The 20335-nt window shown below is 68.5% G+C and carries 23 protein-coding genes; 13 read left to right on the forward strand and 10 right to left on the reverse strand.

The genetic code is table 11. From position 1 onward, the window contains the following. Positions 1-89: 89 nt before the first annotated feature. On the reverse strand, positions 90-788 hold the full coding sequence (locus EV649_RS19345) for a demethylmenaquinone methyltransferase (RefSeq protein ID WP_130384818.1): 699 nt from the start codon (positions 786-788) through the stop codon (positions 90-92). Positions 789-847: 59 nt separating this feature from the next. On the opposite strand from EV649_RS19345, the gene EV649_RS19350 reads away from it, so the two are divergent. Then, entirely contained in the window at positions 848-2128 is a 1281-nt protein-coding gene (locus EV649_RS19350; protein WP_130384819.1) for an isochorismate synthase, read from the forward strand. 2 nt (positions 2129-2130) lie between these two features. Next, entirely contained in the window at positions 2131-2745 is a 615-nt protein-coding gene (locus EV649_RS19355) for an MBL fold metallo-hydrolase (RefSeq protein WP_130384820.1), read from the forward strand. Here the strand turns inward: EV649_RS19355 and EV649_RS19360 are convergent. Next, on the reverse strand, positions 2738-3559 hold the full coding sequence (locus EV649_RS19360) for a GNAT family N-acetyltransferase (protein WP_130384821.1): 822 nt from the start codon (positions 3557-3559) through the stop codon (positions 2738-2740). The two genes, EV649_RS19355 and EV649_RS19360, sit on opposite strands and share 8 nt — an antisense overlap. Before the next feature lie 56 nt (positions 3560-3615). Between EV649_RS19360 and EV649_RS19365 the strand changes: the two genes are divergently transcribed. From EV649_RS19365 to mptB, 4 genes are all read left to right on the forward strand, one after another. Next, positions 3616-4245 (forward strand): PadR family transcriptional regulator, encoded by a 630-nt coding sequence (locus EV649_RS19365; RefSeq protein WP_130384822.1) that lies wholly within the window; start codon positions 3616-3618, stop codon positions 4243-4245. Between the two features lie 153 nt (positions 4246-4398). Continuing rightward, positions 4399-5388 (forward strand): ATP-binding cassette domain-containing protein, encoded by a 990-nt coding sequence (locus EV649_RS19370; protein WP_130384823.1) that lies wholly within the window; start codon positions 4399-4401, stop codon positions 5386-5388. Beyond that, positions 5385-6149, forward strand: coding sequence for an ABC transporter permease (locus EV649_RS19375; protein ID WP_130384824.1), 765 nt, complete (start codon positions 5385-5387; stop codon positions 6147-6149). Before EV649_RS19370 ends, EV649_RS19375 begins: the two co-directional genes overlap by 4 nt. 40 nt (positions 6150-6189) lie before the next feature. After that, positions 6190-7593, forward strand: a complete 1404-nt coding sequence (gene mptB / locus EV649_RS19380) for a polyprenol phosphomannose-dependent alpha 1,6 mannosyltransferase MptB (protein ID WP_130384825.1) — start codon at positions 6190-6192, stop codon at positions 7591-7593. Here mptB and menD read toward each other — a convergent pair. The 3 genes from menD to menE are packed head-to-tail and all read right to left on the reverse strand — an operon-like array spanning position 7580 to position 11231. Next, positions 7580-9220 (reverse strand): 2-succinyl-5-enolpyruvyl-6-hydroxy-3-cyclohexene-1-carboxylic-acid synthase, encoded by a 1641-nt coding sequence (gene menD, locus EV649_RS19385; RefSeq protein WP_130384826.1) that lies wholly within the window; start codon positions 9218-9220, stop codon positions 7580-7582. The two genes, mptB and menD, sit on opposite strands and share 14 nt — an antisense overlap. Further along, complete coding sequence (locus EV649_RS19390) at positions 9217-10143, reverse strand: o-succinylbenzoate synthase (RefSeq protein ID WP_130384827.1); 927 nt, start codon at positions 10141-10143, stop codon at positions 9217-9219. Before EV649_RS19390 ends, menD begins: the two co-directional genes overlap by 4 nt. Then, positions 10140-11231 (reverse strand): o-succinylbenzoate--CoA ligase, encoded by a 1092-nt coding sequence (gene menE / locus EV649_RS19395; RefSeq protein ID WP_130384828.1) that lies wholly within the window; start codon positions 11229-11231, stop codon positions 10140-10142. Before menE ends, EV649_RS19390 begins: the two co-directional genes overlap by 4 nt. Positions 11232-11293: 62 nt before the next feature. On the opposite strand from menE, the gene EV649_RS19400 reads away from it, so the two are divergent. Next, on the forward strand, positions 11294-12166 hold the full coding sequence (locus EV649_RS19400; protein WP_130384829.1) for a 1,4-dihydroxy-2-naphthoate polyprenyltransferase: 873 nt from the start codon (positions 11294-11296) through the stop codon (positions 12164-12166). On the opposite strand, the gene EV649_RS19405 is transcribed toward EV649_RS19400, so the two are convergent. Beyond that, positions 12149-13333, reverse strand: coding sequence for an FAD-dependent monooxygenase (locus EV649_RS19405; protein WP_130384830.1), 1185 nt, complete (start codon positions 13331-13333; stop codon positions 12149-12151). The two genes, EV649_RS19400 and EV649_RS19405, sit on opposite strands and share 18 nt — an antisense overlap. Before the next feature lie 78 nt (positions 13334-13411). On the opposite strand from EV649_RS19405, the gene EV649_RS19410 reads away from it, so the two are divergent. Continuing rightward, complete coding sequence (locus tag EV649_RS19410) at positions 13412-13876, forward strand: MarR family transcriptional regulator (RefSeq protein ID WP_198682563.1); 465 nt, start codon at positions 13412-13414, stop codon at positions 13874-13876. Between the two features lie 199 nt (positions 13877-14075). On the opposite strand, the gene EV649_RS19415 is transcribed toward EV649_RS19410, so the two are convergent. The 3 genes from EV649_RS19415 to EV649_RS19425 form a co-directional block, all read right to left on the reverse strand. Continuing rightward, positions 14076-14309, reverse strand: coding sequence for a hypothetical protein (locus EV649_RS19415; protein ID WP_130384831.1), 234 nt, complete (start codon positions 14307-14309; stop codon positions 14076-14078). 460 nt (positions 14310-14769) lie between these two features. Next, positions 14770-15207 carry an AAA family ATPase gene (locus tag EV649_RS19420; protein ID WP_130384832.1) on the reverse strand — a complete coding sequence of 146 codons (438 nt, stop codon included), beginning with the start codon at positions 15205-15207 and terminating at the stop codon, positions 14770-14772. Continuing rightward, complete coding sequence (locus EV649_RS19425; RefSeq protein ID WP_130384833.1) at positions 15204-15800, reverse strand: TetR/AcrR family transcriptional regulator; 597 nt, start codon at positions 15798-15800, stop codon at positions 15204-15206. Before EV649_RS19425 ends, EV649_RS19420 begins: the two co-directional genes overlap by 4 nt. 112 nt (positions 15801-15912) lie before the next feature. Here EV649_RS19425 and EV649_RS19430 point away from each other — a divergent pair, with 112 nt between their 5' ends. After that, complete coding sequence (locus EV649_RS19430; RefSeq protein ID WP_130384834.1) at positions 15913-16890, forward strand: NADPH:quinone oxidoreductase family protein; 978 nt, start codon at positions 15913-15915, stop codon at positions 16888-16890. A gap of 8 nt (positions 16891-16898) precedes the next feature. Here the strand turns inward: EV649_RS19430 and EV649_RS19435 are convergent, their stop codons facing one another. Continuing rightward, entirely contained in the window at positions 16899-18017 is a 1119-nt protein-coding gene (locus EV649_RS19435) for a PLP-dependent cysteine synthase family protein (protein WP_130384835.1), read from the reverse strand. Between the two features lie 82 nt (positions 18018-18099). Here EV649_RS19435 and EV649_RS19440 point away from each other — a divergent pair, with 82 nt between their 5' ends. Genes EV649_RS19440 through EV649_RS19455 form a run of 4 tightly spaced genes read left to right on the forward strand, consistent with a single transcriptional unit; the run spans position 18100 to position 20312 of the window. Beyond that, complete coding sequence (locus EV649_RS19440) at positions 18100-18468, forward strand: hypothetical protein (RefSeq protein WP_130384836.1); 369 nt, start codon at positions 18100-18102, stop codon at positions 18466-18468. Further along, on the forward strand, positions 18465-18776 hold the full coding sequence (locus EV649_RS19445; RefSeq protein ID WP_130384837.1) for a hypothetical protein: 312 nt from the start codon (positions 18465-18467) through the stop codon (positions 18774-18776). Before EV649_RS19440 ends, EV649_RS19445 begins: the two co-directional genes overlap by 4 nt. Before the next feature lie 34 nt (positions 18777-18810). After that, positions 18811-19830 (forward strand): M48 family metallopeptidase, encoded by a 1020-nt coding sequence (locus tag EV649_RS19450; RefSeq protein WP_130384838.1) that lies wholly within the window; start codon positions 18811-18813, stop codon positions 19828-19830. Next, complete coding sequence (locus tag EV649_RS19455; RefSeq protein ID WP_130384839.1) at positions 19830-20312, forward strand: GNAT family N-acetyltransferase; 483 nt, start codon at positions 19830-19832, stop codon at positions 20310-20312. Before EV649_RS19450 ends, EV649_RS19455 begins: the two co-directional genes overlap by 1 nt. Positions 20313-20335: the final 23 nt, after the last annotated feature.

Below are 20335 nucleotides of genomic sequence, written 5' to 3' on the forward strand. Positions count from 1 at the left end.
TCGACAGTCTAGGACTGCCTGACGCGGACACGAAACTCGCCCCAACCCCCTTGCGGGCAAGCGATTTTCGCTTAAGTTCCGTTGCGTTATTAATCGGCCTTGACGGCCCGGTGGATGGCGACCAGGCCGCCGGTCAGATTGCGCCACTGCACACGGGTCCACCCGGCGCCTTCGATCGCCCGGGCCAGCGGCTCCTGCGGCAGCCAGGCGCGCGTCGACTCCGCGAGGTACTCGTACGCCTCGGGGTTGGTCGACACCACCTTCGCCACCGCCGGCACCGCCCGCATCATGTACTCCAGGTACACGACCCGGAACGGCTTCCAGGTCGGGTGCGACTGCTCGAGTACGACGAGACGTCCGCCGGGGCGGGTCACCCGCAGCATCTCCTGCAGCGCGGCGCCGACGTCGTTCACGTTCCGCAGCGCCCAGGAGATCGTCACCACGTCGAACGTGTCGTCGGCGAACGGCAGCCGCAGGGCGTCGCCCGCGACCAGGTCCAGCTCGGGGTGCCGGCGCTTGCCGACCCGGAGCATGCCGACCGAGAAGTCGCAGGACACCACCTCGGCGCCGGCCTCGCGCAGGTGAATGCTGGAGGCGCCGGTCCCGGCCGCGAGGTCGAGGATCTTCATCCCCTTCCGCGGCGCGATCGCGGCCAGCGTCGCGGGCCGCCAGTACAGCTTCTCCAGCCCCATCGTCGCGACCGCGTTGGTCCGGTCGTACCCCTCGGCCACGTTGTCGAACATGGCCGCCACGGCCTGCGGGTCCTTGCTCAGATCTGCGCGCGTCACCTGTCTAGTTGATCACGCGAGGGGGAGTCGGGCGGACGGGAGGCATACGCTTGCATCTCGTGAGTGCATCTCCAGGTAGCCGTGCGGCCCTCGCGACCCGAGGCCCCGCACCGCAGTTGGTGGTTCGCAGTCAGTCGGTGGACGGGGTCTCGGCGCAACTGCTGGACCATCTGCCGGACGAGGGCGGACTCGCGTGGGTACGGCGGGGCGACGGCCACGTCGGCTGGGGCGTCGCCGCCCGGCTGGACGTTGCCGGTAGCAACCGCTTCGAGGAGGCCATGACCTGGTGGCAGGAGCTGACGTCGGCCGCGGTGGTCCGCGACGAGGTCGGCGTACCGGGCTCCGGGCTGGTCTGCTTCGGCTCCTTCGGCTTCACCGATCAGGACCCGGGTGAGCTGGTGGTCCCCGACGTGATCGTCGGCCGCCGCGGCGACACGACCTGGGTGACCACGATCTCGCCGGCCAGCTCGCTGGGCGCACCGCCCGAGCTGGTCGTGCACGAGCCGTCGCCGGTTTACGACGTGGCGTTCGCGGACGGCGCCCGGACCGGGACGGACTGGTCGACCATCGTCGCCGACGCGGTCCGCCGGATCACCGCCGGCGAGCTTGAGAAGGTGGTGCTGGCCCGCGACCTGATCGCGATCGCCGAGCAGCCGATCGATCTGCGCTGGCCGCTGCACCGGCTCGCGACGGCGTACCCGAACTGCTGGACGTTCTCCGTCGACGGCCTGATCGGCGCCACCCCGGAGCTGCTGGTACGCCGGGAGAAGGGCCTGATCACGTCCCGCGTGCTGGCCGGGACCATCCGCCGTACCGGCGACGACGAGCACGACCTGGCGCTGGCCGCGTCGCTGGCCCGGTCGTCGAAGGACCTCGAGGAGCACGAGTTCGCGGTCCGCTCGGTCGCCGAGGCGCTGGAGCCGCACTGTACGTCGATGAACGTGCCGGAAACCCCGTTCGTGCTGCACCTGCCGAACGTGATGCACCTTGCGACCGATGTCGCCGGCGTCGCGAACAACGGCGCGTCCGCGCTGGGCCTCGCCGCCGCCCTGCACCCGTCCGCGGCCGTCTGCGGTACGCCGACGCCGGTCGCGCGGGACCTGATCGGTGAGATCGAGGGCATGCAGCGCGGCCGGTTCAGCGGACCGGTCGGGTGGATGGACGCGGCCGGCGACGGCGAATGGTGCATCGCACTGCGCTGCGGCCAGGCCGACCCGGAGGAGCCGCGCCGGATGCGCCTGTTCGCCGGCGCCGGCATCGTCGCGGGTTCCGACCCGGACGCCGAACTGGCCGAAACGAACGCCAAGCTGGTGCCGATGAGAGACGCGTTGGGAGACTGACTGTGAAGCTGACGAAGTTCGCACACGCCTGTGTCCGTCTGGAGAAGGACGGGAAGGTGCTGCTGATCGACCCGGGCACGTTCTCCGAGGACGCGGCCTTCGAGAAGGCGGACGCGGTGCTGATCACACACGAGCACCCCGACCACGTCGACGTCGAGCGGCTGCGCGGGTTGCAGGTGCCGGTCTTCACCACCGCCGGTGTCGCGGCCGCGCTGAACGACGAGCGGGTCACGGTCGTGGCGGACGGTCAGTCGTTCGACGCGGCCGGTTTCGCGGTCCGTGCCTACGGCAAGGATCACGCGGTGATCCTGCCCGAGCTCGGCGTACCGTGCGAGAACATCGGCTACCTGGTCGACGACGCGGTCTACCACCCGGGCGACTCGTTCACCCAGCCGGACCGCGAGGTGCACACCAACCTGGTCCCGATCTCCGGCCCGTGGTTCTCGCTGGCGCCGGCGGTCGAGTACGCCCGCTCGATCAAGGCGGAGCAGACCGTCGGCATCCACAACGCCCTGCTCAGCGACGTCGGCCTCGGCATGATGCAACGCTGGATCGGCGAGGCCGGCGGCCGCCCGTACCACGGCCTGGCCCCCGGTCAGTCCCTCGAGATCAACTGAACTCGGCCTCGACGAAGTCGGCGACCGGGCGGTAGCCCGCCTGGTAGTAGATCTTGTTGGAGGTCGGGTTCGCCAGGTCGGTGAACAGGCAGGCCTGGTTGCCATCGGCAAGGATCATCGCCGTCACGTGACTGGTCAACGCACCGGCGTACCCGTGCCGGCGCCGCTCCGGAGGCGTGTAGACCGGACCGACCCGGCTGACGCCGAAGACCGGCTGATGGAAGCCGACCATGCTGACCGGCTCGCCGTCGACCTCCCAGATCAGCATGCTCTCGTGCTCCAGGTGCCGCTCGGCCCACTCGCGGTGGCCGACGGTCAGCTCTTCGGCAAACCCGTCCTTGCCCCAGGCCGCGACCAGGTCGACCTCATCCGCGGCCATCAAGCGCGCCGCGCCTGCATCGGCCTCGAGCGGCGTGAGCTCGATCAGCTTGTGCAACCGCGTGCCACGCACCACCGTCGCCTGCCCACCGCGGTGCGCACACCACCGTTCGCCGAACCTCGTCACGACAGGTCGATCCCCCGCGACGCCGGGGACGTCCGGCAGTACGTCGGCCAACGCGTCGGCGACCGGCTCCGCGAGATCTTCGCGCAGCGCGCCGAGGTACACGTAACGCCCCGGCGTGCGCATCGCGACGCCCACCACATCCGGGTCGTGCACGGAGACGTAGTACGACGGCTCGGTTTCACTCATCCGGCCGGTCGCGCGCTCGTGGACGACGGTCATGACGAGGTTGTTCAGCACCGGATCCTGTTGCAGGAAAGGAAACACGGTCTGCTCGAAAGCCTGTGGATCGCTCGTCACGCGGACATCCATGTCCGGGAGCGTACGCCTGCAGCCCCGGACAGGTCGTCCGGATTTACACTGCGAGCATGTCCACCACGCGGTTGTTGCTGCTCGGCGTCGTGCGGATCTTCCAGCCGGCGTACGGGTACCAGCTGCGGCGTGAGTTGCTGACGTGGAACGTGGAGGCGTGGGCGAACGTCAACCCCGGCTCGATCTACACGGGGCTGCGTACGCTGGCCAAGCACGGGTACCTCCAGGAATTCGAGCAGGACGGCGCACATCGCCCCGGGCGTACGTCGTACAAACTGACCGCAGACGGTGAGACGGAGTACTTCTCGCTGCTGCGCGGCATGCTGTGGACCGTCGACGGATTCCACCCCGACAAGATGCAGGCCACGATCAGCTTCATGTGGTCGCTGCGCCGCGACGAGGTGATCGCCGCCCTCGAGGCGCGGATCAGCCAGCTGGAGTCCTGGCTGAAGGCCGAGCCGTACTCCGAACGCCACATCCTCGAGGACCCGGCCACCCCGAACCACGTGGTCGAGATGTTCCGGATCACCTCCGCCCGCGACGGCGGAGAGCTCCGGTGGACCCGCGAGTTCCTCGACCGCATCCGCGAAGGCGCCTACGCCTTCGCCGGCGAAACCGCCGACTGGGAGCCCTACCCCGGCATGGTCACCCACTGGGGCGAAATCCCCGACGCCCCCACCTCCTGACTCCACCCCCGCTCCCCCGGCTTCCGCGCCCAACTTTGAGAAGCCACCGATCATTTTCGCGGTCTCGTGATGGTCGGTGGCTTCTCAAAGTTGGGGTTGGAGGGGTGGTAATCAAGATTGACTAGTCAAAGTTGATTAGTCAGACTGGCCCGCATGATGATCGAAGCTCGCGGGCTGGTGCGGACGTTCAAGACGAAGCGAGGCCCTGTACAGGCGGTGCAGGGGGTTGACCTTGATGTGGCCGATGGGGAGATCGTCGGCTTTCTGGGGCCGAACGGGGCCGGTAAGACCACGACGATGCGGATGCTGGCGACGCTCATCCAGCCGACGGCGGGGATCGCGACGGTCGCCGGATGCGATCTCGCGAAGGACCCGGTGGGTGTCCGCCGCGGCATCGGGTATGTCCCGCAGAGCGGGTCCACCCTGCCCGAGGCCATCGCCGGCGACGAGGTCGTCGATCACGCCCGGCTGTACGGCGTACCGAAGGCGAAGGCGACCGCGGAAGGGCAGCGCCTGTTCGAGGAGCTCGACCTCCCCGGCCTCTGGCGCCGCCAGTGCAAGACGCTCTCCGGCGGGCAGCGCCGACGTCTCGACATCGTGATGGGCCTGATCCACGACCCGAAGCTGATCTTCCTGGACGAGCCGACCACGGGCCTCGACCCCCAGGCGCGCGCCAACCTCTGGGAGCACATCCGCGGTCTCCGCGACCGCGGCGCGACGATCTTCCTGACCACGCACTACCTGGACGAGGCGGACGCCCTCTGCGACCGGATCCTCGTCATCGACCACGGCAAGATCGTCGCCGCCGGTACGCCGGAGAACCTGAAGCAGCAGGTCTCCGGGGACGCCGTCCGGCTGAGTATCGCGGACACCTCGCAGGCACCGGCGGTGATGAAGATCGTCCGCGAGCTCGAGGGTGCGGTCGAGGTCGAGACCGAGGACGCCGTGGTCGGTTTCCGGATCCCCCGCGGCGGCTCGGTGCTACCCGGGCTGCTCCGTTCGATCGATGCCCAGGGCATCGAGTTGCACGGGGTCGAGGTCCATCGGCCGACGCTCGACGACGTGTTCCTGACCATGACCGGCCGCTCCCTCCGCGACGAGGACGCCACCGGGACCGAGGAGAAGAAGGAGAGCGCGGCGTGACCGTCCTGCGTGAAACCTGGATCGTTTTCCATCGCCAGATGCGGCTGTCGCTGCGCAACCCGATGTGGTCGATCCTGATGCTCAGCCAGCCGCTGATGTACCTGTTCCTGTTCGGCCCGCTGCTGAAGCCGATCACCGCCCAGATCAGCGAGGGCGCCACCACGAACGCGTACCAGGTCTTCATTCCCGGCCTGATCGTGCAGCTCGGCATGTTCGGCGCGATGTTCGTCGGCTTCGGCCTGATCGCGGAGTACCGGGCCGGCGTGATCGAGGCCGACCGCGTCACCCCGGCCTCCCGCATCGCGCTGATGGCAGGGCGAGTACTGCGGGATGTCGTCGTACTCGTGGTCCAGTCGGTCCTCCTGCTGCTCGCAGCACTGCCTCTGGGTCTGCGTGCCCCGTGGGCCGGCGTACTGCTCTCGCTGGTGATCGTCGCGCTGCTCGGCGCCACGTTCGCCTCGCTGTCGTACTCCGTCGCGCTCATCACCAAGAGCGAGGACGCACTGGCACCACTGCTGAACGGCATCGCCATGCCGCTCCTGCTGCTGTCCGGCATCCTCCTGCCGATGCAGATCGGTCCGACGTGGCTGCAGCGGCTGTCCGACATCAGCCCGCTGAAGCACGTGGTCAACGGCGTACGCGCTCTGTTCCGCGGCGACATCAGCAGCTCGTCGTCGCTCTGGGGCCTGTTCTGGGTAGTCCTGCTGACCGTCATCGGACTGGCTGTCGGCGCAAGAACGTTCCGCAAGGAATCCGCTTGATGTTCATCGACCTGTCGCATGGCCGGGCTACGGTCCGGCCATGCGCTCGCCGATGGTCCGTGGGGTCGTCGGCTCTGTTGTAGTCGCGCTGGCGAGCCTGGTGACGTCTGTCGTGCCGGAGTCGTCCTGGGTCGCTCCCATCCCGCTGCGCCACTCCTTGACCGGCCGGATGGTCGGGTTGACGTTCATGGTCGCTGGGCTCGGGCTGATGGCCTGGGCCTGGCTGACCGTGGGCAGGCGCGTCATAGCCGGCGAACGCCTCCCACTGCTTCGTATGACGGCGTGCTGGAGCGCACCGCTCCTGCTGGCCCCGCCGCTGTTCAGCCGCGACGCCTGGAGCTACGCGGCCCAGGGCGCACTGGTGGCCGAGGGCTACAACCCGTACGACGTGGGTCCCGGCGTACTGTCCGGCCACATCATCGAGGCCGTTGACCCGATGTGGCTGCAGACACCTGCTCCGTACGGTCCCCTGCCACTCGCGTACGGAGGTCTGGTCGCCCACCTCACCATGGACCCGTACCTGCTGATGCTGGCGCACCGCCTCCTCGCCGTACTGGGCATCGTCCTCATCGCCTGGGCCGTACCGCGCCTGGCGACCGCATGTCGCGTCGACCCGGCTTTCGCCACCTGGCTGGTCGTACTGAACCCCATGCTGATCACCCACGGCATCGGCGCGGCACACAACGACGTACTGATGCTCGGGCTGGCCAGCAGCGCGTTCGCACTGGCACTGACTGGTCGCTGGGGTACGGCGGCAGTCGTGGCCGGCGTAGCGGCCGCGGTGAAGCTCCCGGGCGGACTGGTGGTGATCGCCATCGCCGCAGTGATGAGCCCACTGGCCGGACGGATGCTCCGGTTCGCCAGCCTGGTGATTGCGGGCGCAGTGTCGGTGCTGACGCTCGTCACCATCGGTGCACTGACCGGTGTGGGCTCTGGCTGGCTCGGTGCGCTCGACGTACCCGGCCTGGTCCGTTCACCCTTCTCCATCGCCAACCTGATCGGTATGGCGGCGTCCGGCGTACTGGGCTGGCTAGGGGAGGACACTGCGGCCGCACAAGCGCTGCAGATCGTCCGACTGGTCGGCATGGTCGCCGCACTCGGTCTGATCGCGTGGCTGAGTCTCCGGTCGTCGATCCACTACGCAGCAAGGGCTGTCGGCGTCGCACTACTCGCGGTCGTCGTACTCGGGCCGAGCGCGCACGACTGGTACTTCCTCTGGTGCCTGCCGTTCCTGGCCGTCGCACGTCCCGGACGGCGGCTGACCACGATCATCACCGCGGTCAGCCTGATCTTCACGATCGCCGCTCCACTCAACTCGTCTCTGCGCGGTGCGACGATCCCGATCCTCACGACGACCGCACTGGTCATCGCGATGGCCGTGCCGCTGCTCAGCCACCTCCGGACGCTGCAACCGGCGCGGAAGGTCCCTGTTACAGCTGCTTGAGCGCCGCGACCAGCGCCGCGCCGAGCGGCCGGTGATCGTCCCGGGAGATCCGCACCTCGACCACGTCCAAGCCGGCGACCGTGGGCGTCAGCGCGGCCCGCAACTCGTCGACGGTCTGCACCAGCGTGTACGCCGTACCGCTGGCCGCGCACAGTGCGCCGAGGTCGACGTTGTGCGGCGTACCGAAGATGCGCTCGAAGTGCGTCGCGTGGGTCGGATCGCCTTGCTCCAGGGTGGAGAAGATCCCGCCGCCGTTGTCGTTCACGACCACGATCCGCAGATCGGGCCGCGCCTCGTCCGGCCCGATGACGAGCCCGTTGCTGTCGTGCAGAAAGGCGAGGTCGCCGATCAGCGCGTGCGTCGGGCCGGCGTTGGCGAGGGCGGCGCCGATCGCGGTCGAGATCGTGCCGTCGATACCGGCCAGGCCGCGGTTCGCGATCGTGCGGATCGGGACGATCGGGGCGAGGTCGAGGTCGCGGATCGGGTTCGAGGAGGCGACGACGAGCATGCCGTCGGCGCCGACGGCCTCGCCGACGAGGGCCGCGACGCGCGGTCCGCTCAAGCCGTCCGCAAGGACCTTGTCGATCTCGGGACGGGCTAGCTGATCGGCGTCCTGCCAGCGCGCCAGCCAGTCGGTGGAGTCCGGTGCGGTGACCTCGAGCGCCGTCACCACGGACTTGGCGCGGCGCGCCGGGTCCGGCCACAGCCCGGTCGGTGACACCACGATCACCTCGACGTCCGGCCGCGCCAACAGCTTCGAGATCGGCCGCGACAACGTCGGGTGGCCGTAGACCAGCACACGCTCGATCTCGCCCGCCAGAGTGCTTGCCTGCAGCAACAACCGGTACGCCGGGATGACCGACGGCCCGGTCCGTGCGCGGCTCGACGGCTCCGCGAACAACGGCCACTGCCCGGCCTCCGCCGCCAACCGCGCGGACTGTGACGCACCGTCGCCCGCGACGACCACTGTCTTCGGTCCGGGCGACACAGCTGCCGGACGGCCCGCTGCTGCGTGAATGGAGGTCCACGGTCCGGTGCTGCGTCCGCTCAGCGGCTCAGGCCACTCTGGTCCCTCTGTCGGGATCAGCGGCTCCGAGAACGGACAGTTGAGCTGCACTGGCCCCGGGTCGGCGGTACGGGCACCTACTGCCGTAGCCACGGCTCTTGCCACCTGCGAGCGCCAGTACGCGACCTGACCGATCTCACGGACCGGCGTACCCATTTCGTGGAACAGGCGGACCGCAGAGCCGAACACCTTGATCTGGTCTGTCGTCTGGTTCGCACCGCTGCCTCTCAGGGCAGGTGGCCGGTCTGCGCTCAGCACGATCAGCGGGAGGCCGCTGTGCGACGCCTCGAGCACAGCCGGGTGCAGGTTCGCTACCGCAGTGCCTGAGGTGGTCACCACGGGTACTGGTAGACCGCTGCCTCGCATCAAGCCGATGGCCAGGAATCCCGCCGTACGTTCGTCGATGCGTACGTGCAGTCTGAGCCGCCCGTCACGGTCTGCCGCTGCGAGTGCCAGGGCCAGCGGGGCGCTGCGGGAGCCGGGCGACACCACGGCCTCGCGTACCCCGCAGCGGATCAGTTCGTCGACCACCACAGTCGCAAAAGCCGTGGACGGGTTCATCCGGCACTCCTTACTCGGGACAGGCGTTCTTCCCACACCTTTGTCCGGTCTGCGTCCGCACGCGCGGCTTCCAGCAGCTCGGGATCCGGTACGACGTTTCGAACCGGCAGGAACCCGTTGGTGGGCAGCAGCGGCTCGGCGACCACCTCGCGGGTGAACATCGACACGGTGGCCAGACCGCAGGCGTAGGGCAGTTCCGGAAGCGCAGCAGCGAGTGCGACGCCGGCAGCGATGCCTACTGAGGTCTCCAGAGCAGACGACACCACTACGGGCAGTCCGATCTGCTCAGCGATCTCCAGGCAAGCGCGGACGCCTCCAATCGGCTGTACCTTCAGCACGGCGATGTCTGCGGCGTCGAGCTTCTTGACCCGCAGCGGGTCCTCGGCCCGGCGGATCGACTCGTCAGCGGCAACAGGTACGTCGGTACGTCGCCGTACGTCGGCCAGCTCCTCCACGGTCGCGCACGGCTGCTCGACGTACTCCAGGTCGAACCGCTGCAACTGCTTGAGGTTCTGCACAGCCTGGTCCACCGACCACAGCCCGTTGGCGTCGATGCGTACCTGTCCGCTGCCGATCGCGTCCCGCACCGCTTCGACCCGCTCCAGGTCGTCAGCGAGTGTCTGACCCGGCTCAGCGACCTTGACCTTCGCCGTACTGCAGCCGGACGCTCTGACGATCTCCGCAGCTCTCTCGGGTCCAATGGCCGGCACCGTGCAGTTGACGGGCACGCGGTCGCGGACCCGTGCGGGCCAGCCGTCCTCGGCCGCCTCCCGCGCCGCCCGCAGCCAGGACACACAGGTGGCGTCGTCGTAGTCGAGGAACGGGCTCCACTCCGCCCAGCCCGCAGGGCCTTCGTACAGCATCCCCTCGCGCACTGTGATGCCACGGAACTTGTTCTTGAGGCCGATCGAGTACGTGATCACCGCATGCCCTCCAGCAACCGCTGCCGGTCCACCTTGCCCGAGGCAAGCATCGGCAACGCCTGGAGCTGTACGACGTCCCGCGGGGCCCACGTCCGCGGCAGAGTCTGGCTGACCCAGTCCCTGAGTTCGTCGCGCGTCGGCTCACCTACGACGAACGCGACCACACGCGCCCCCCACTCGGTGTCCGGAACTCCAAGTACTACAGCGTCCGCAAGCTTCGGATGCTCGAGCAGGCGCGCCTGCACAGTCGTCAGCGTGACGTTCACTCCGCCGGAGATCACCACGTCGTCCACGCGACCGATCACGCGCAGCCGCCCGTCCACGAGCTCACCGCGATCCTGCGTGCGGAACCACCCGTCTCGCAGTACTTCGGCGGTGAGCTCCGGCCGCAGCCTGTACCCATCGAAGAGCGTGCTCCCCTTGATGAGGATGCGTCCGTCGTCCAGGTCGATCGACGTACCGTCCAGCGGCACACCGGCGTACACGCACCCGCTGCCGGTCTCGGTCATTCCGTACGCCGGGATCGCGTTGACGCCGGCCTCCGCGGCCTTGACCTTCAACGGCTCGGGTGTGGACGCCCCGCCGATGATGATCGCGTCGAACGACCGCAGCGCGTCCAGATCCGTCTCCAGATAGCGCGCCAGCTGCGTCGGAACCATCGCGGTGTACCGGCGTACACCGGTCATTTGACGCGCCGCCGCGGTGAAGCTGTCGCCCAGCGGCACAGGCGTCGTGCCGGCGACCAGTGAGCGCGTGAGGATCTGCAGGCCGCCCACGAAGTACGGCTTCATCGGGAGCAACCACTGCCCCGGCCCCCCGAGTCGGTCGTGCGTGGCGGTCGCCGACGCGATCAGCGCCTCCCGCGAGAGCAGCACGCCCTTCGGCTCGCCGGAGGACCCGGAGGTGGTCAGCACCACCGCACAGCCGTCCTCGACCGGCTCGTCCGGCTTGGCCGCGTCATGTACCCGCGTAGCCGCGGCCGGGTCGCTCGGCACCGGCGCGAACGGCGTACCGCTGCCGTCCAGCACCCCGGCGAGCGCCGCCAACACTCCGTCCGGCGTCCCCGGAACCAGTCGCAACCTAGACATGACACACCGAGCGTACGGCCCGCCTCCGGACGCCCGGCTCCCGGCTGACACAATCGATGGTCATGGCCACCCCTGCCCAGTGGATCGAAGGCGCCCGCCCGCGAACCCTCCCCGCCGCGATCTCCCCCGTTCTCGTCGGAACCGGTGCGGCCGCGTTCCTGGACGGCTTCGTCTGGTGGAAGGCGCTGCTCGCCCTCGGCGTCGCGCTGGCCCTGCAGATCGGCGTCAACTACGCCAACGACTACAGCGACGGCATCCGCGGCACCGACGAGAACCGGGTCGGCCCGCTCCGCCTGGTCGGCTCCAAGGTCGCCACCCCGCGGGCAGTCAAGACCGCCGCCTTCACCTGCCTCGGTATCGGCGCTGCGCTGGGCATCGTGCTGTGTGCAACGACCACCTGGTGGCTCCTCGTCGCCGGGGCAGCGTCGTTGCTGGGCGCCTGGTTCTACACCGGCGGCAAGAAGCCGTACGGCTACCGGGCGCTCGGTGAAGTCAGCGTGTTCCTCTTCTTCGGCCTGGTCGCCGTCCTAGGTACGACGTACGCCCAAGCGGAAACGCTGCACTGGTCGGCCATCGCCGGCGCTGTCTCGGTCGGCGCGATCGCCTGCGCTCTCCTGGTCGCCAACAACCTCCGCGACATCCCGACCGACTCGGTCACCGGCAAGCGCACCCTCGCCGTAGTCCTCGGCGCCGCGCTCTCCCGCCGGTTCTACGCCGCGCTGATCGCGCTGGCCTTCGTCCTCGCGGCCGTCTCCGTCATCGCCACCCCGTGGACCCTCCTGGCCTTCATCGCACTTCCGCTGGCCGTGAAGTCCACCCGGATCATCCTCAGCGATGCAGTCGGGCCCGCTCTCATCCCCGTGCTGAAGTTCACCGGCCTCACCGAACTCCTCTACGCCATTGGGCTCGGCGTGGGGCTAGCGCTGGGCAGCTGAGCCGTACTCCGGCAGGTCCAGCGCGGTGTGCGCTTCGTGGCGTTGAGCGCTGGCCGCGGCCCCTGATCGGAGGGCGGCGTTGCGGGCGTCGATGAGCTCCTGGGTTTCCGGCGCCAGTGAGCTGCGGCCGTTCTCGACCAGGGCCTGGTTCTGCTCGACGAAGCCGCGGATCCGCTGCTCGTAGGCGGTGAAGGCGGTCGCGTGGTCGGCGTACGTCGCCAGCTCGCCGGCCAGCACGTACGCGCCGACGAGCGCGACGCTCGACCCCTGGCCGGACAGGAACGACGTCGCGTGGGCCGCGTCGCCGGCCAGCGCGACCCGCCCGCGGGACCAGGTCGGCATGTGGATCTGGCTGACCACGTCGAAGAACATGTCGTCCGCTTCACCCATGGCCTGCACCAGTCGCGGCACGTGCCAGCTCTGCTCCGGGAACTTGGCGGCCACCAGCTCGCGCTGGGCCTGCGGGTTGCGAAAAGCGTCGTACGGCGGCTCCTCCTGGCGGAACGTGAGGAAACCGTGCACATCCTGGTCCGGCTCCTGGGCGTAGAAGACGGCAGCGCGGCCCGGCACGTTCCAGACGACACCTTCGCGCGAGAGCCCGAAGTCGTTGGGCAGGGTGAAGCCGGCGAACGCGTAGCCGATGTACCGGTGGAACTGCTCCTCCGGGCCGAAGACGAGCCGGCGGGTGTTGGAGTGCAGGCCGTCGGCACCGATGACCAGGTCGAAGGTCCGCGCCGTGCCGCTCGCGAAGACGACGTCGACCCGGTCACCGCGATCGTCCAGCGTCGCGATCGAGTCGTCGAAGAGGAACTCGACGCGGTCCTTGATCGGGGCGTAGAGCGCGTCGGCCAGGTCACCTCGGCGTACCTCCAGATCCAGGCCCTCGGCTCCGCCGGTCAGCGACTCGGGCTGAATCGCGGCGATCGGCGTCCCGTCGGGGTCGACGAACGAGATCCTGCGGGTGCCGACGTGCGCCTTCTGCAGCCGCGGCAGCAACCCCATCCGGTCGACGACATCGCGGGCGGTGCCGCGGATGTCGATCGGGTACCCGCCGCCGCGGATCACACCCGACTTCTCCACCACGGTCACCTCGAACCCGTAGCGGTCGAGCCAGTAGGCGAGGGCAGGGCCGGCGATGCTGGCGCCGGAGATCAGCACAGTGGTCATGATGGAGATCCCTTCCAGAAGTATGTACCTTAGGTATCTAGTTGCTCCAAGGTAAACATACCTAAGGTAGGTAATCAAGTGACCGCTGATTCTCCTGACGAGCTGGCGTTGCTGCCGCGCCTGGCTCAGCTGAGTACGGCGATCAACCGCGGCCGGCTCACCCAGCAGGCGACGGAGGCGACCGGGCTCGCACTGGACCGGCCGGCGATGACGATCCTGCTGACACTGTCGATGGCGGACAGCGCGCTCCGCGTCGGCGAGATCGCCGACCGCATGCAGGTCGTCGGCCCGCACGTCACCCGGCAGGTGCAGGCCCTCGAACAGCGCGGCCTGGTCCGCCGGGTCGCCGATCCCAACGACCGCCGAGCCAGCCTGATAGAAGCCACCGAAACCGGCACCGAGGCCGCCAACCGCTACACCACGACAATCGTCGACTGGTTCCGCGAGGTAGTCGCCGACTGGCCCGCCAACGACCGCACCGAACTAGGCCGCCTCCTCGCCAAACTCGCCGACGACATCACCACCCGAATGACCCAACCCTGACTTCCGCCTCACGCACCGGCTCGTGACGCGGCGAACACCCAGGAAAGGTGGGGCCGAAGCGCCATCAGGAGAGCAGGGGTTATCCGGTTCTCCTGTCTGATGTGCGGGCGGCGATCAACCCGATCCGGGATCGTGCAACAGGCAATGGTGAGTCGGCACCTGGCATTACCTGTCCCCAGTCACCACTGCCTGTCCCCAGTCACCACTGCCTATCCCCGGTCACCACCACCGCCCGGCGGTCGCTCACCACTCCGATGGATCGGTCCGACGACTCCTCGAGCGAAGGACGACCCCAGTGCCGATGTGCGTCGTACCGCTGGTATTGCGGTACGGCGCGCGCCAGGTACAACGAGCCGTGGGCATCGGCGGTGCCCCCGGCAGTCAGCTGCGGCGTCGTCCCACGTGAGCTGTCTTGCCGGGAAGAAACCGTCACGATATGCAACTTTGTTTCCCCACTCTTCGGGCCCGACCCCGACCAGGCAGCAGAGCGAAGCCACACACATCCCACCCCCCACCTCCCGGCGGTCAGAGCTCCCCAAACCAGTTTGGGGACGATCACCTGCCGTTTTCGGGGGGCAGGGCTCCCCAGTCCCGGACGAAATGGTCCCCGAACTGGTTTGGGGAGCGAGAGCAGCCACGGGGTTTGCCGGGGTGCGGGTCAGTTCGACGGGTCGGGCACCGGCGAGACGCCGTACGCGCGGGCGCGATCATGCTGAGGTGCACTACCTAGCCAGTCGACACGTCCTGTCGAGAATGCATGCCCAGCCGTTCGCCGCCAGCCCCGGCACACTATCCACCCACACATCAGTCACAAGAGCCGGATGACCCGTCGTCTGCTCGACGAGTGGGTGCCGACCGGCGGGGAAGTGGGGACAGGCGGATTATCGGACGGTCTAAGTCAGGCTCTCGATGGTGTTGGCGAGGGTGGTTACTGGTTGCTGGGTGTCCAGTTCGAGGGTTGCGCCGGCGCGGAGTAGCGGTTCTACGGTTTGGGCGTAGTGGGCTATTTCGGCTTGTTGTTCTGGGGTTTGGCCGTATGGGTTGTTCGTACGGCGCCTCACGCGCTCGATGAGGATGTCGAGCGGGGCGGTGAGGAGTACGACGTGGTCGAAGCGGTCGTAGAACTTGCCCTGGTTCTCGACCGTTCCCGAGACGATCACGTCGACCTGATCGGCCAGCAACTGGTCCATGCGTCGCTCGTCCCACGTGCCGTCAGACAACACCCAGCCGTCATAGTCGGTGTCGATGGCGTGGTGGCCTCGGCTGGTGAGTTCATCGAGGAGGGTGGTCTTGCCGGTGCCGGACATTCCGGTGATCAGGATGCGGGTCATGAGGCGAGGGTTTGCCAGGCGGCCATGGCGCAGGTGATGACGGTTTCGAGTTCGGCACGGGTGGCGCCGTCGCGGGCTTGAATCGAGAGGCCTTGGACGACGGTGGTGTAGTAGCGGGCCATCGCCTCGAGTCCGGCAGGCGGTACCTGGAGGTCACCGTCCCGGGCCAGGCGGTCTTTGATCTCGACGTACATGTCGTGGCGGCGATCGGCCAGGAACTCCCGTACTGCGTGGTTCTCGACGGCACCGGTGGGGGCGGCGAGGATCAGCATGCAGTAGTGCGGGTGCTCCGGGTGGGTGATCTGATCGGCGGTCGCCTGCAACATCGCGTGGATTGCGGCCTGAGCGGTCGGTCCCTCGCGGAGCGCGCGGCGGGGCGGTTCGCCGGCTGTTGCGCCGTACAGGGCCATGACCTGCCGGAACAGGCTTTCCTTACTGCCGAAGCAGGCGTAGATGCTGGCGGACTTGATCCCCATCGCCTGGGCCAGGTCATTCAGGGAGGTGCCTTCGTAGCCGCGCTCCCAGAAGACGTCGAGGGCCTGGCGCAGGGCGATGTCCGGGTCGAAGGTACGCGGTCTGCCGCGAGTGGCCATCCGGGTCCCTTCGGAAGATTTCTTGGTCGATCGATCAAGTTTATCTTGACCCCCGGATCCAGCGGTGTCACCCTTTGTTGGTCATTCGACAAACAAATGGGAGGCGGCCGCGATGCGTGCGTTGGAGCAAACGTCCTTGAACGGACCGGCGGACCTACGGCTGATCACCGACGCACCGGTCCCGGTCCCCGGCCCGGGCGAGGTGCTGATCCGGGTCGTTGCCGCTGGCATCAACTTCGTCGACGTCTCGCAGGCTCGCGGAACGTTCGCGGGTGGCCCGCAACCGCCGTACGTGGCCGGCATCGAGGCCGCCGGTGAAGTGACGGCTGTCGGCGAAGGAGTGGAGTCGGAGCTCGGCACTCACGTGGTCGGAGTCAGCATCCGGGGCGGGGCGTTCGCGGAATACCTGGTGCTGCCGGGGGTCGCGGCCCTTCCGGTGCCGGCTGGTTGGGACGACGAACAGGCGCTGGGTCTGGTTGTGAGCTGGCCGACCGCATTGGCTGCCCTCAGGCCTTTGGGCGGGCTCGTCGCCGGACAGACCGTACTGATCCACGCCGCGGCCGGCGGGACCGGGCAGGCTGCGGTGAAGATGGCGAAGCACTACGGCGCGACGGTGATCGCGACCGCCTCACCTGAGAAGCACGACGTGGTGCGCGGCCTGGGCGCCGACCATGTCCTGAGCTCCCGCAGCACCGATCTCGCCGCCGAAGTACTGCGCCTGACCGATGGCGTCGGCGTCGACCTGACGCTCGAGTCGGTGGGCGGCCCGACCCTCGACGCGAGCCTGTCCGCCACAAAACGCGTCACCGGCCGAGTAGTCGTCTTCGGCCTACCCGCCGGCGAGGCCGCACTCAGCAACTGGGACCTCGTCTACAAACATCAGGTCCAGCTCATCGGCCTGAACATCGGCATCCTGATCCAGACCACGCCACAGCTGTACGGCGAGATCATGGGCGAACTGTTCCGCCTGCTCGCGGCCGGAGTACTCGGCCCCAGCGAGCCCACGACATACGAACTCGCCGACGGCCCGAAGGTCCTCACAGAACTCGAATCCCGCACCACAGTCGGCAAGCTCGCGCTGCTGCCATAAAAATGGCGCTACTCGGGTTCGGTCCAGTGGCCGGTCGTGGCGAACGTTTCGAGGGTGGTGGTGAAGGGGGTGATGTCGATGCCGCTGGTGCGGAGCCAGGCGTCGTCGTAGTAGGTGTTGCCGTAGCGCTCGCCGCTGTCGCACAGGAGCGTGACGATGCTGCCGCGGGCGCCCGTACGGCGCATTTCGGCGGCCAGCCGTAGCGAGCCCCAAAGGTTGGTGCCGGTCGAGCCGCCGACGAGGCGGCCGGTGACGCGGGAGCAGAAGCGCATCGCGGCGATCGAGGCGGCGTCGGGGACCGAGATCATCCGGTCGACGACGCCGAGCACGAAGGACGGTTCGACGCGCGGGCGGCCGATTCCTTCGATGCGGGACGGGCGGCCGGTCGAGAACTCGTGGTCGCCGGCTTCGAAGGCCGGGAAGAACGCCGAGTTCTCCGGGTCCACCACGGCGACCGACGTGTCGTACCGCTGGTAGCGGACATAGCGCCCGATGGTCGCCGACGTACCGCCGGTCCCGGCGCCGACCACGACCCAGGTCGGGATCGGGTGCTGTTCCAGCGAGAGCTGCCCGAAGATCGACTCGGCGATGTTGTTGTTGCCACGCCAGTCCGTCGCGCGCTCGGCGTACGTGAACTGGTCCATGTAGTGGCCGCCGGTCTCGTCGGCCAGGCGCTTGGCCTCGCCGTAGATCTGACCGGAGCGTTCGACGAAGTGGCAGCGGCCGCCGTAGAACTCGATCAGCTCGACCTTCTCGGGGCTCGTCGAGGCCGGCATGACCGCGATGAACGGGAGGCCGAGCAGGCGGGCGAAGTACGCCTCGCTGACCGCGGTGGAGCCACTGGACGCCTCGATGACCGTGGTGCCCTCGTGGATCCAGCCGTTACAGAGGGCGTACAGGAACAGGGACCGGGCGAGCCGGTGCTTGAGCGAGCCTGTGGGGTGCACGGACTCGTCCTTGAGGTACAGGTCCACACCGGAACCCTCCGGCATCGGGAACACGTGCAGATGCGTGTCCGCGCTCCGGTTCGCGTCGGCGTCCACGATCCGGATCGCCTCGGACACCCAGGCACGCGCCTTCTCGTCCCGGCGATCGACCTCACGGCACACCCCGTCAACCTCACTCATGCGGGCCAGGCTAGGACGAATGGGGCGATTTGAGTATTCCTACGCTCTGCAACCACCTGCTCCGGCGGCGAGGATCGGTCCCATGATCGAATTCCCTGACTGGTTCGTCGCGCTGATGATCGCGGCTCTGGCAGTGGGCGGCGCCGTCCCGGCGAGCGGCCCGCTCGCGGTGGTCGGCTACCTCCGGGGCGGACGCCACCGCCTCTGGAACGGGTTCTGGTACTGGGCGTGGAGCACCGCGCTGTCGACCGCGATCATGGCCGCCTGCGCCTTCCTGGACACCTTCTGGTGCGCGGCGGTCCTCGACTGGGCGCTGCTCTGGACGCTCGCCTGGTTCCTCATCCCCCGCGCCCAGCGGGACCGGATCCTGCACCGCCGAACCGCCCAACCCATGCCGATGCCGCAGATGCAGCAGCTGCACACCCAGCAGTACGCCGGGTGGCCCCGATGATCCCGCTCGGCGCCATCCACTTCTCCCCCGCGCAGGTCGCAATGCTCCTCGCGATCCTCACCTTCGGGTCGATCGCCCTGGCGCTGCCGGCCACCCTCACCCTCGCCTGGGTCGGATACCGCCGCGGCTTCCAGCGAAAGGCCGCGAACGCCCTCGGATACTGGCTCGGCGGTACGGCGCTCTCCGTCGCGACGACCGCGATCGCGGCAGGACAGGGCCTCGGCTGGTTCGCCGTACCGATCGGTTGGATTCCCACGTTGTTGCTGGCTGTAGCGCTCAATCCCCGCTGGACCCCGAACGCGAGCTAGGTTGGGAACCCATGACGAACGGGCAGGGGGAACGATGACCGAGAACAGTGATCGGCCGACGCGGCAGCGGGTGACGTTGACCGATATCAGCTCGCGGGCGTGGGAGCACCCCGCGGACCGTGGTGCGCTCGTCGCGCTGCGGCAGCTGAAGGGGTTCGACTACGTCCTGCGGAAGATGTCGGGACTGATCAACGAGCGCGCGTTCCGGCTGCAGTACCTCGGCTCGGCGATCCGGGTCGACGAGCGGCAGTTCCCGACCGTGCACCGGCTCTACACCGAGGCCGCCTCGACGCTCGACGTCCGCCAGCTCCCCGAGCTGTACGTCACCAACAGCCCGATCTGGAACGCGGTCACGATCGGCATGGACAAGCCGTTCATCGTGGTGAACAGCGCCCTGTTGCAGGGCCTGGACGAGGAGGAGCTGCGGTTCGTCCTCGGTCACGAGCTCGGTCACGCGCAGAGCGGGCACGCGCTGTACCAGTCGCTCCTGCTCTGGCTGATGCGCCTCACCGGTGCCATCGGCTGGCTGCCGATCGGCGCGCTCGGGCTGCGCGCGATCATCGCCGCCCTGCACGAGTGGTCCCGCAAGGCGGAGCTGTCCGGTGACCGGGCCGGTCTGCTCGCGGTCCAGGACCCGGCGGTCGCGCTGCGCGTCCAGATGAAGCTCGCCAGCGGCGGTCAGCTCAACGAACTCGACACCACCGCGTTCCTTGCACAAGGTACGGAGTACGAGAGCGCCGGCGACCTGCGCGACAGCGTGCTGAAGCTGCTGCTGCTCGAGGCGCAGTCGCACCCGCTGGCCGTGATCCGCGCGCACGAGCTGCGCCGCTGGGTCGACGAGGGCGAGTACACGACGATCGTCTCGGGTGACTACCCGAAGCGCCAGGAGGACGGCGACGCGTCGATCTCGCAGGAGGCGAAGAACGCCGCGAAGTCGTACACCGACGCGTTCAACCGCTCGCAGGACCCGCTGGCCAAGTTCCTGCGCGACCTCGGCGACGGCCTCGGCGGCGTCCGCGACTGGGTGTCATCGAAGTTCCCGCCGAGGAACTGATGGTCGAGCTGAACAACGTCGGTCCGGACGACTGGAAAGCCTGGCGGGAGCTGCGGCTGGCGGCACTTGAGGAAGCGCCGTTCGCCTTCGGGTCGCAGCTCGCGGACTGGATCAACGCTCCCGAAGAACGCTGGCGGGAACGGCTCTCCGTGCCGGACGCCTACCAGGTGATCGCCTCGATCGACGGTACGCCGGCCGGTATGGCTGGAAGCTTCATCGGCGAGGCGCCGCAGACGGCCGAGCTCGTCTCGATGTGGGTCGCGCCCGCGGGCCGCGGCAAGGGCGTCGGCAACGCGCTGATGACCGCGATCGAGGACTGGGCCCGCGGCGTCGGCGCCGCGACCCTCGAACTGTCAGTTGTCCCGGGCAACGACCCGGCGCACAACCTGTACCTGCGCCACGGGTACGTCGACACCGACGAGCTCGGCGACCTGATGCCGGACGGCGTACGTCGCGAGATCGTGATGCGCAAAGCCCTGTAGACAAACGAAAGGCCCGCTTCCCC

The sequence above is a fragment of the Kribbella sp. VKM Ac-2569 genome (genome assembly GCF_004216905.1).
Lineage (GTDB): Bacteria > Actinomycetota > Actinomycetes > Propionibacteriales > Kribbellaceae > Kribbella.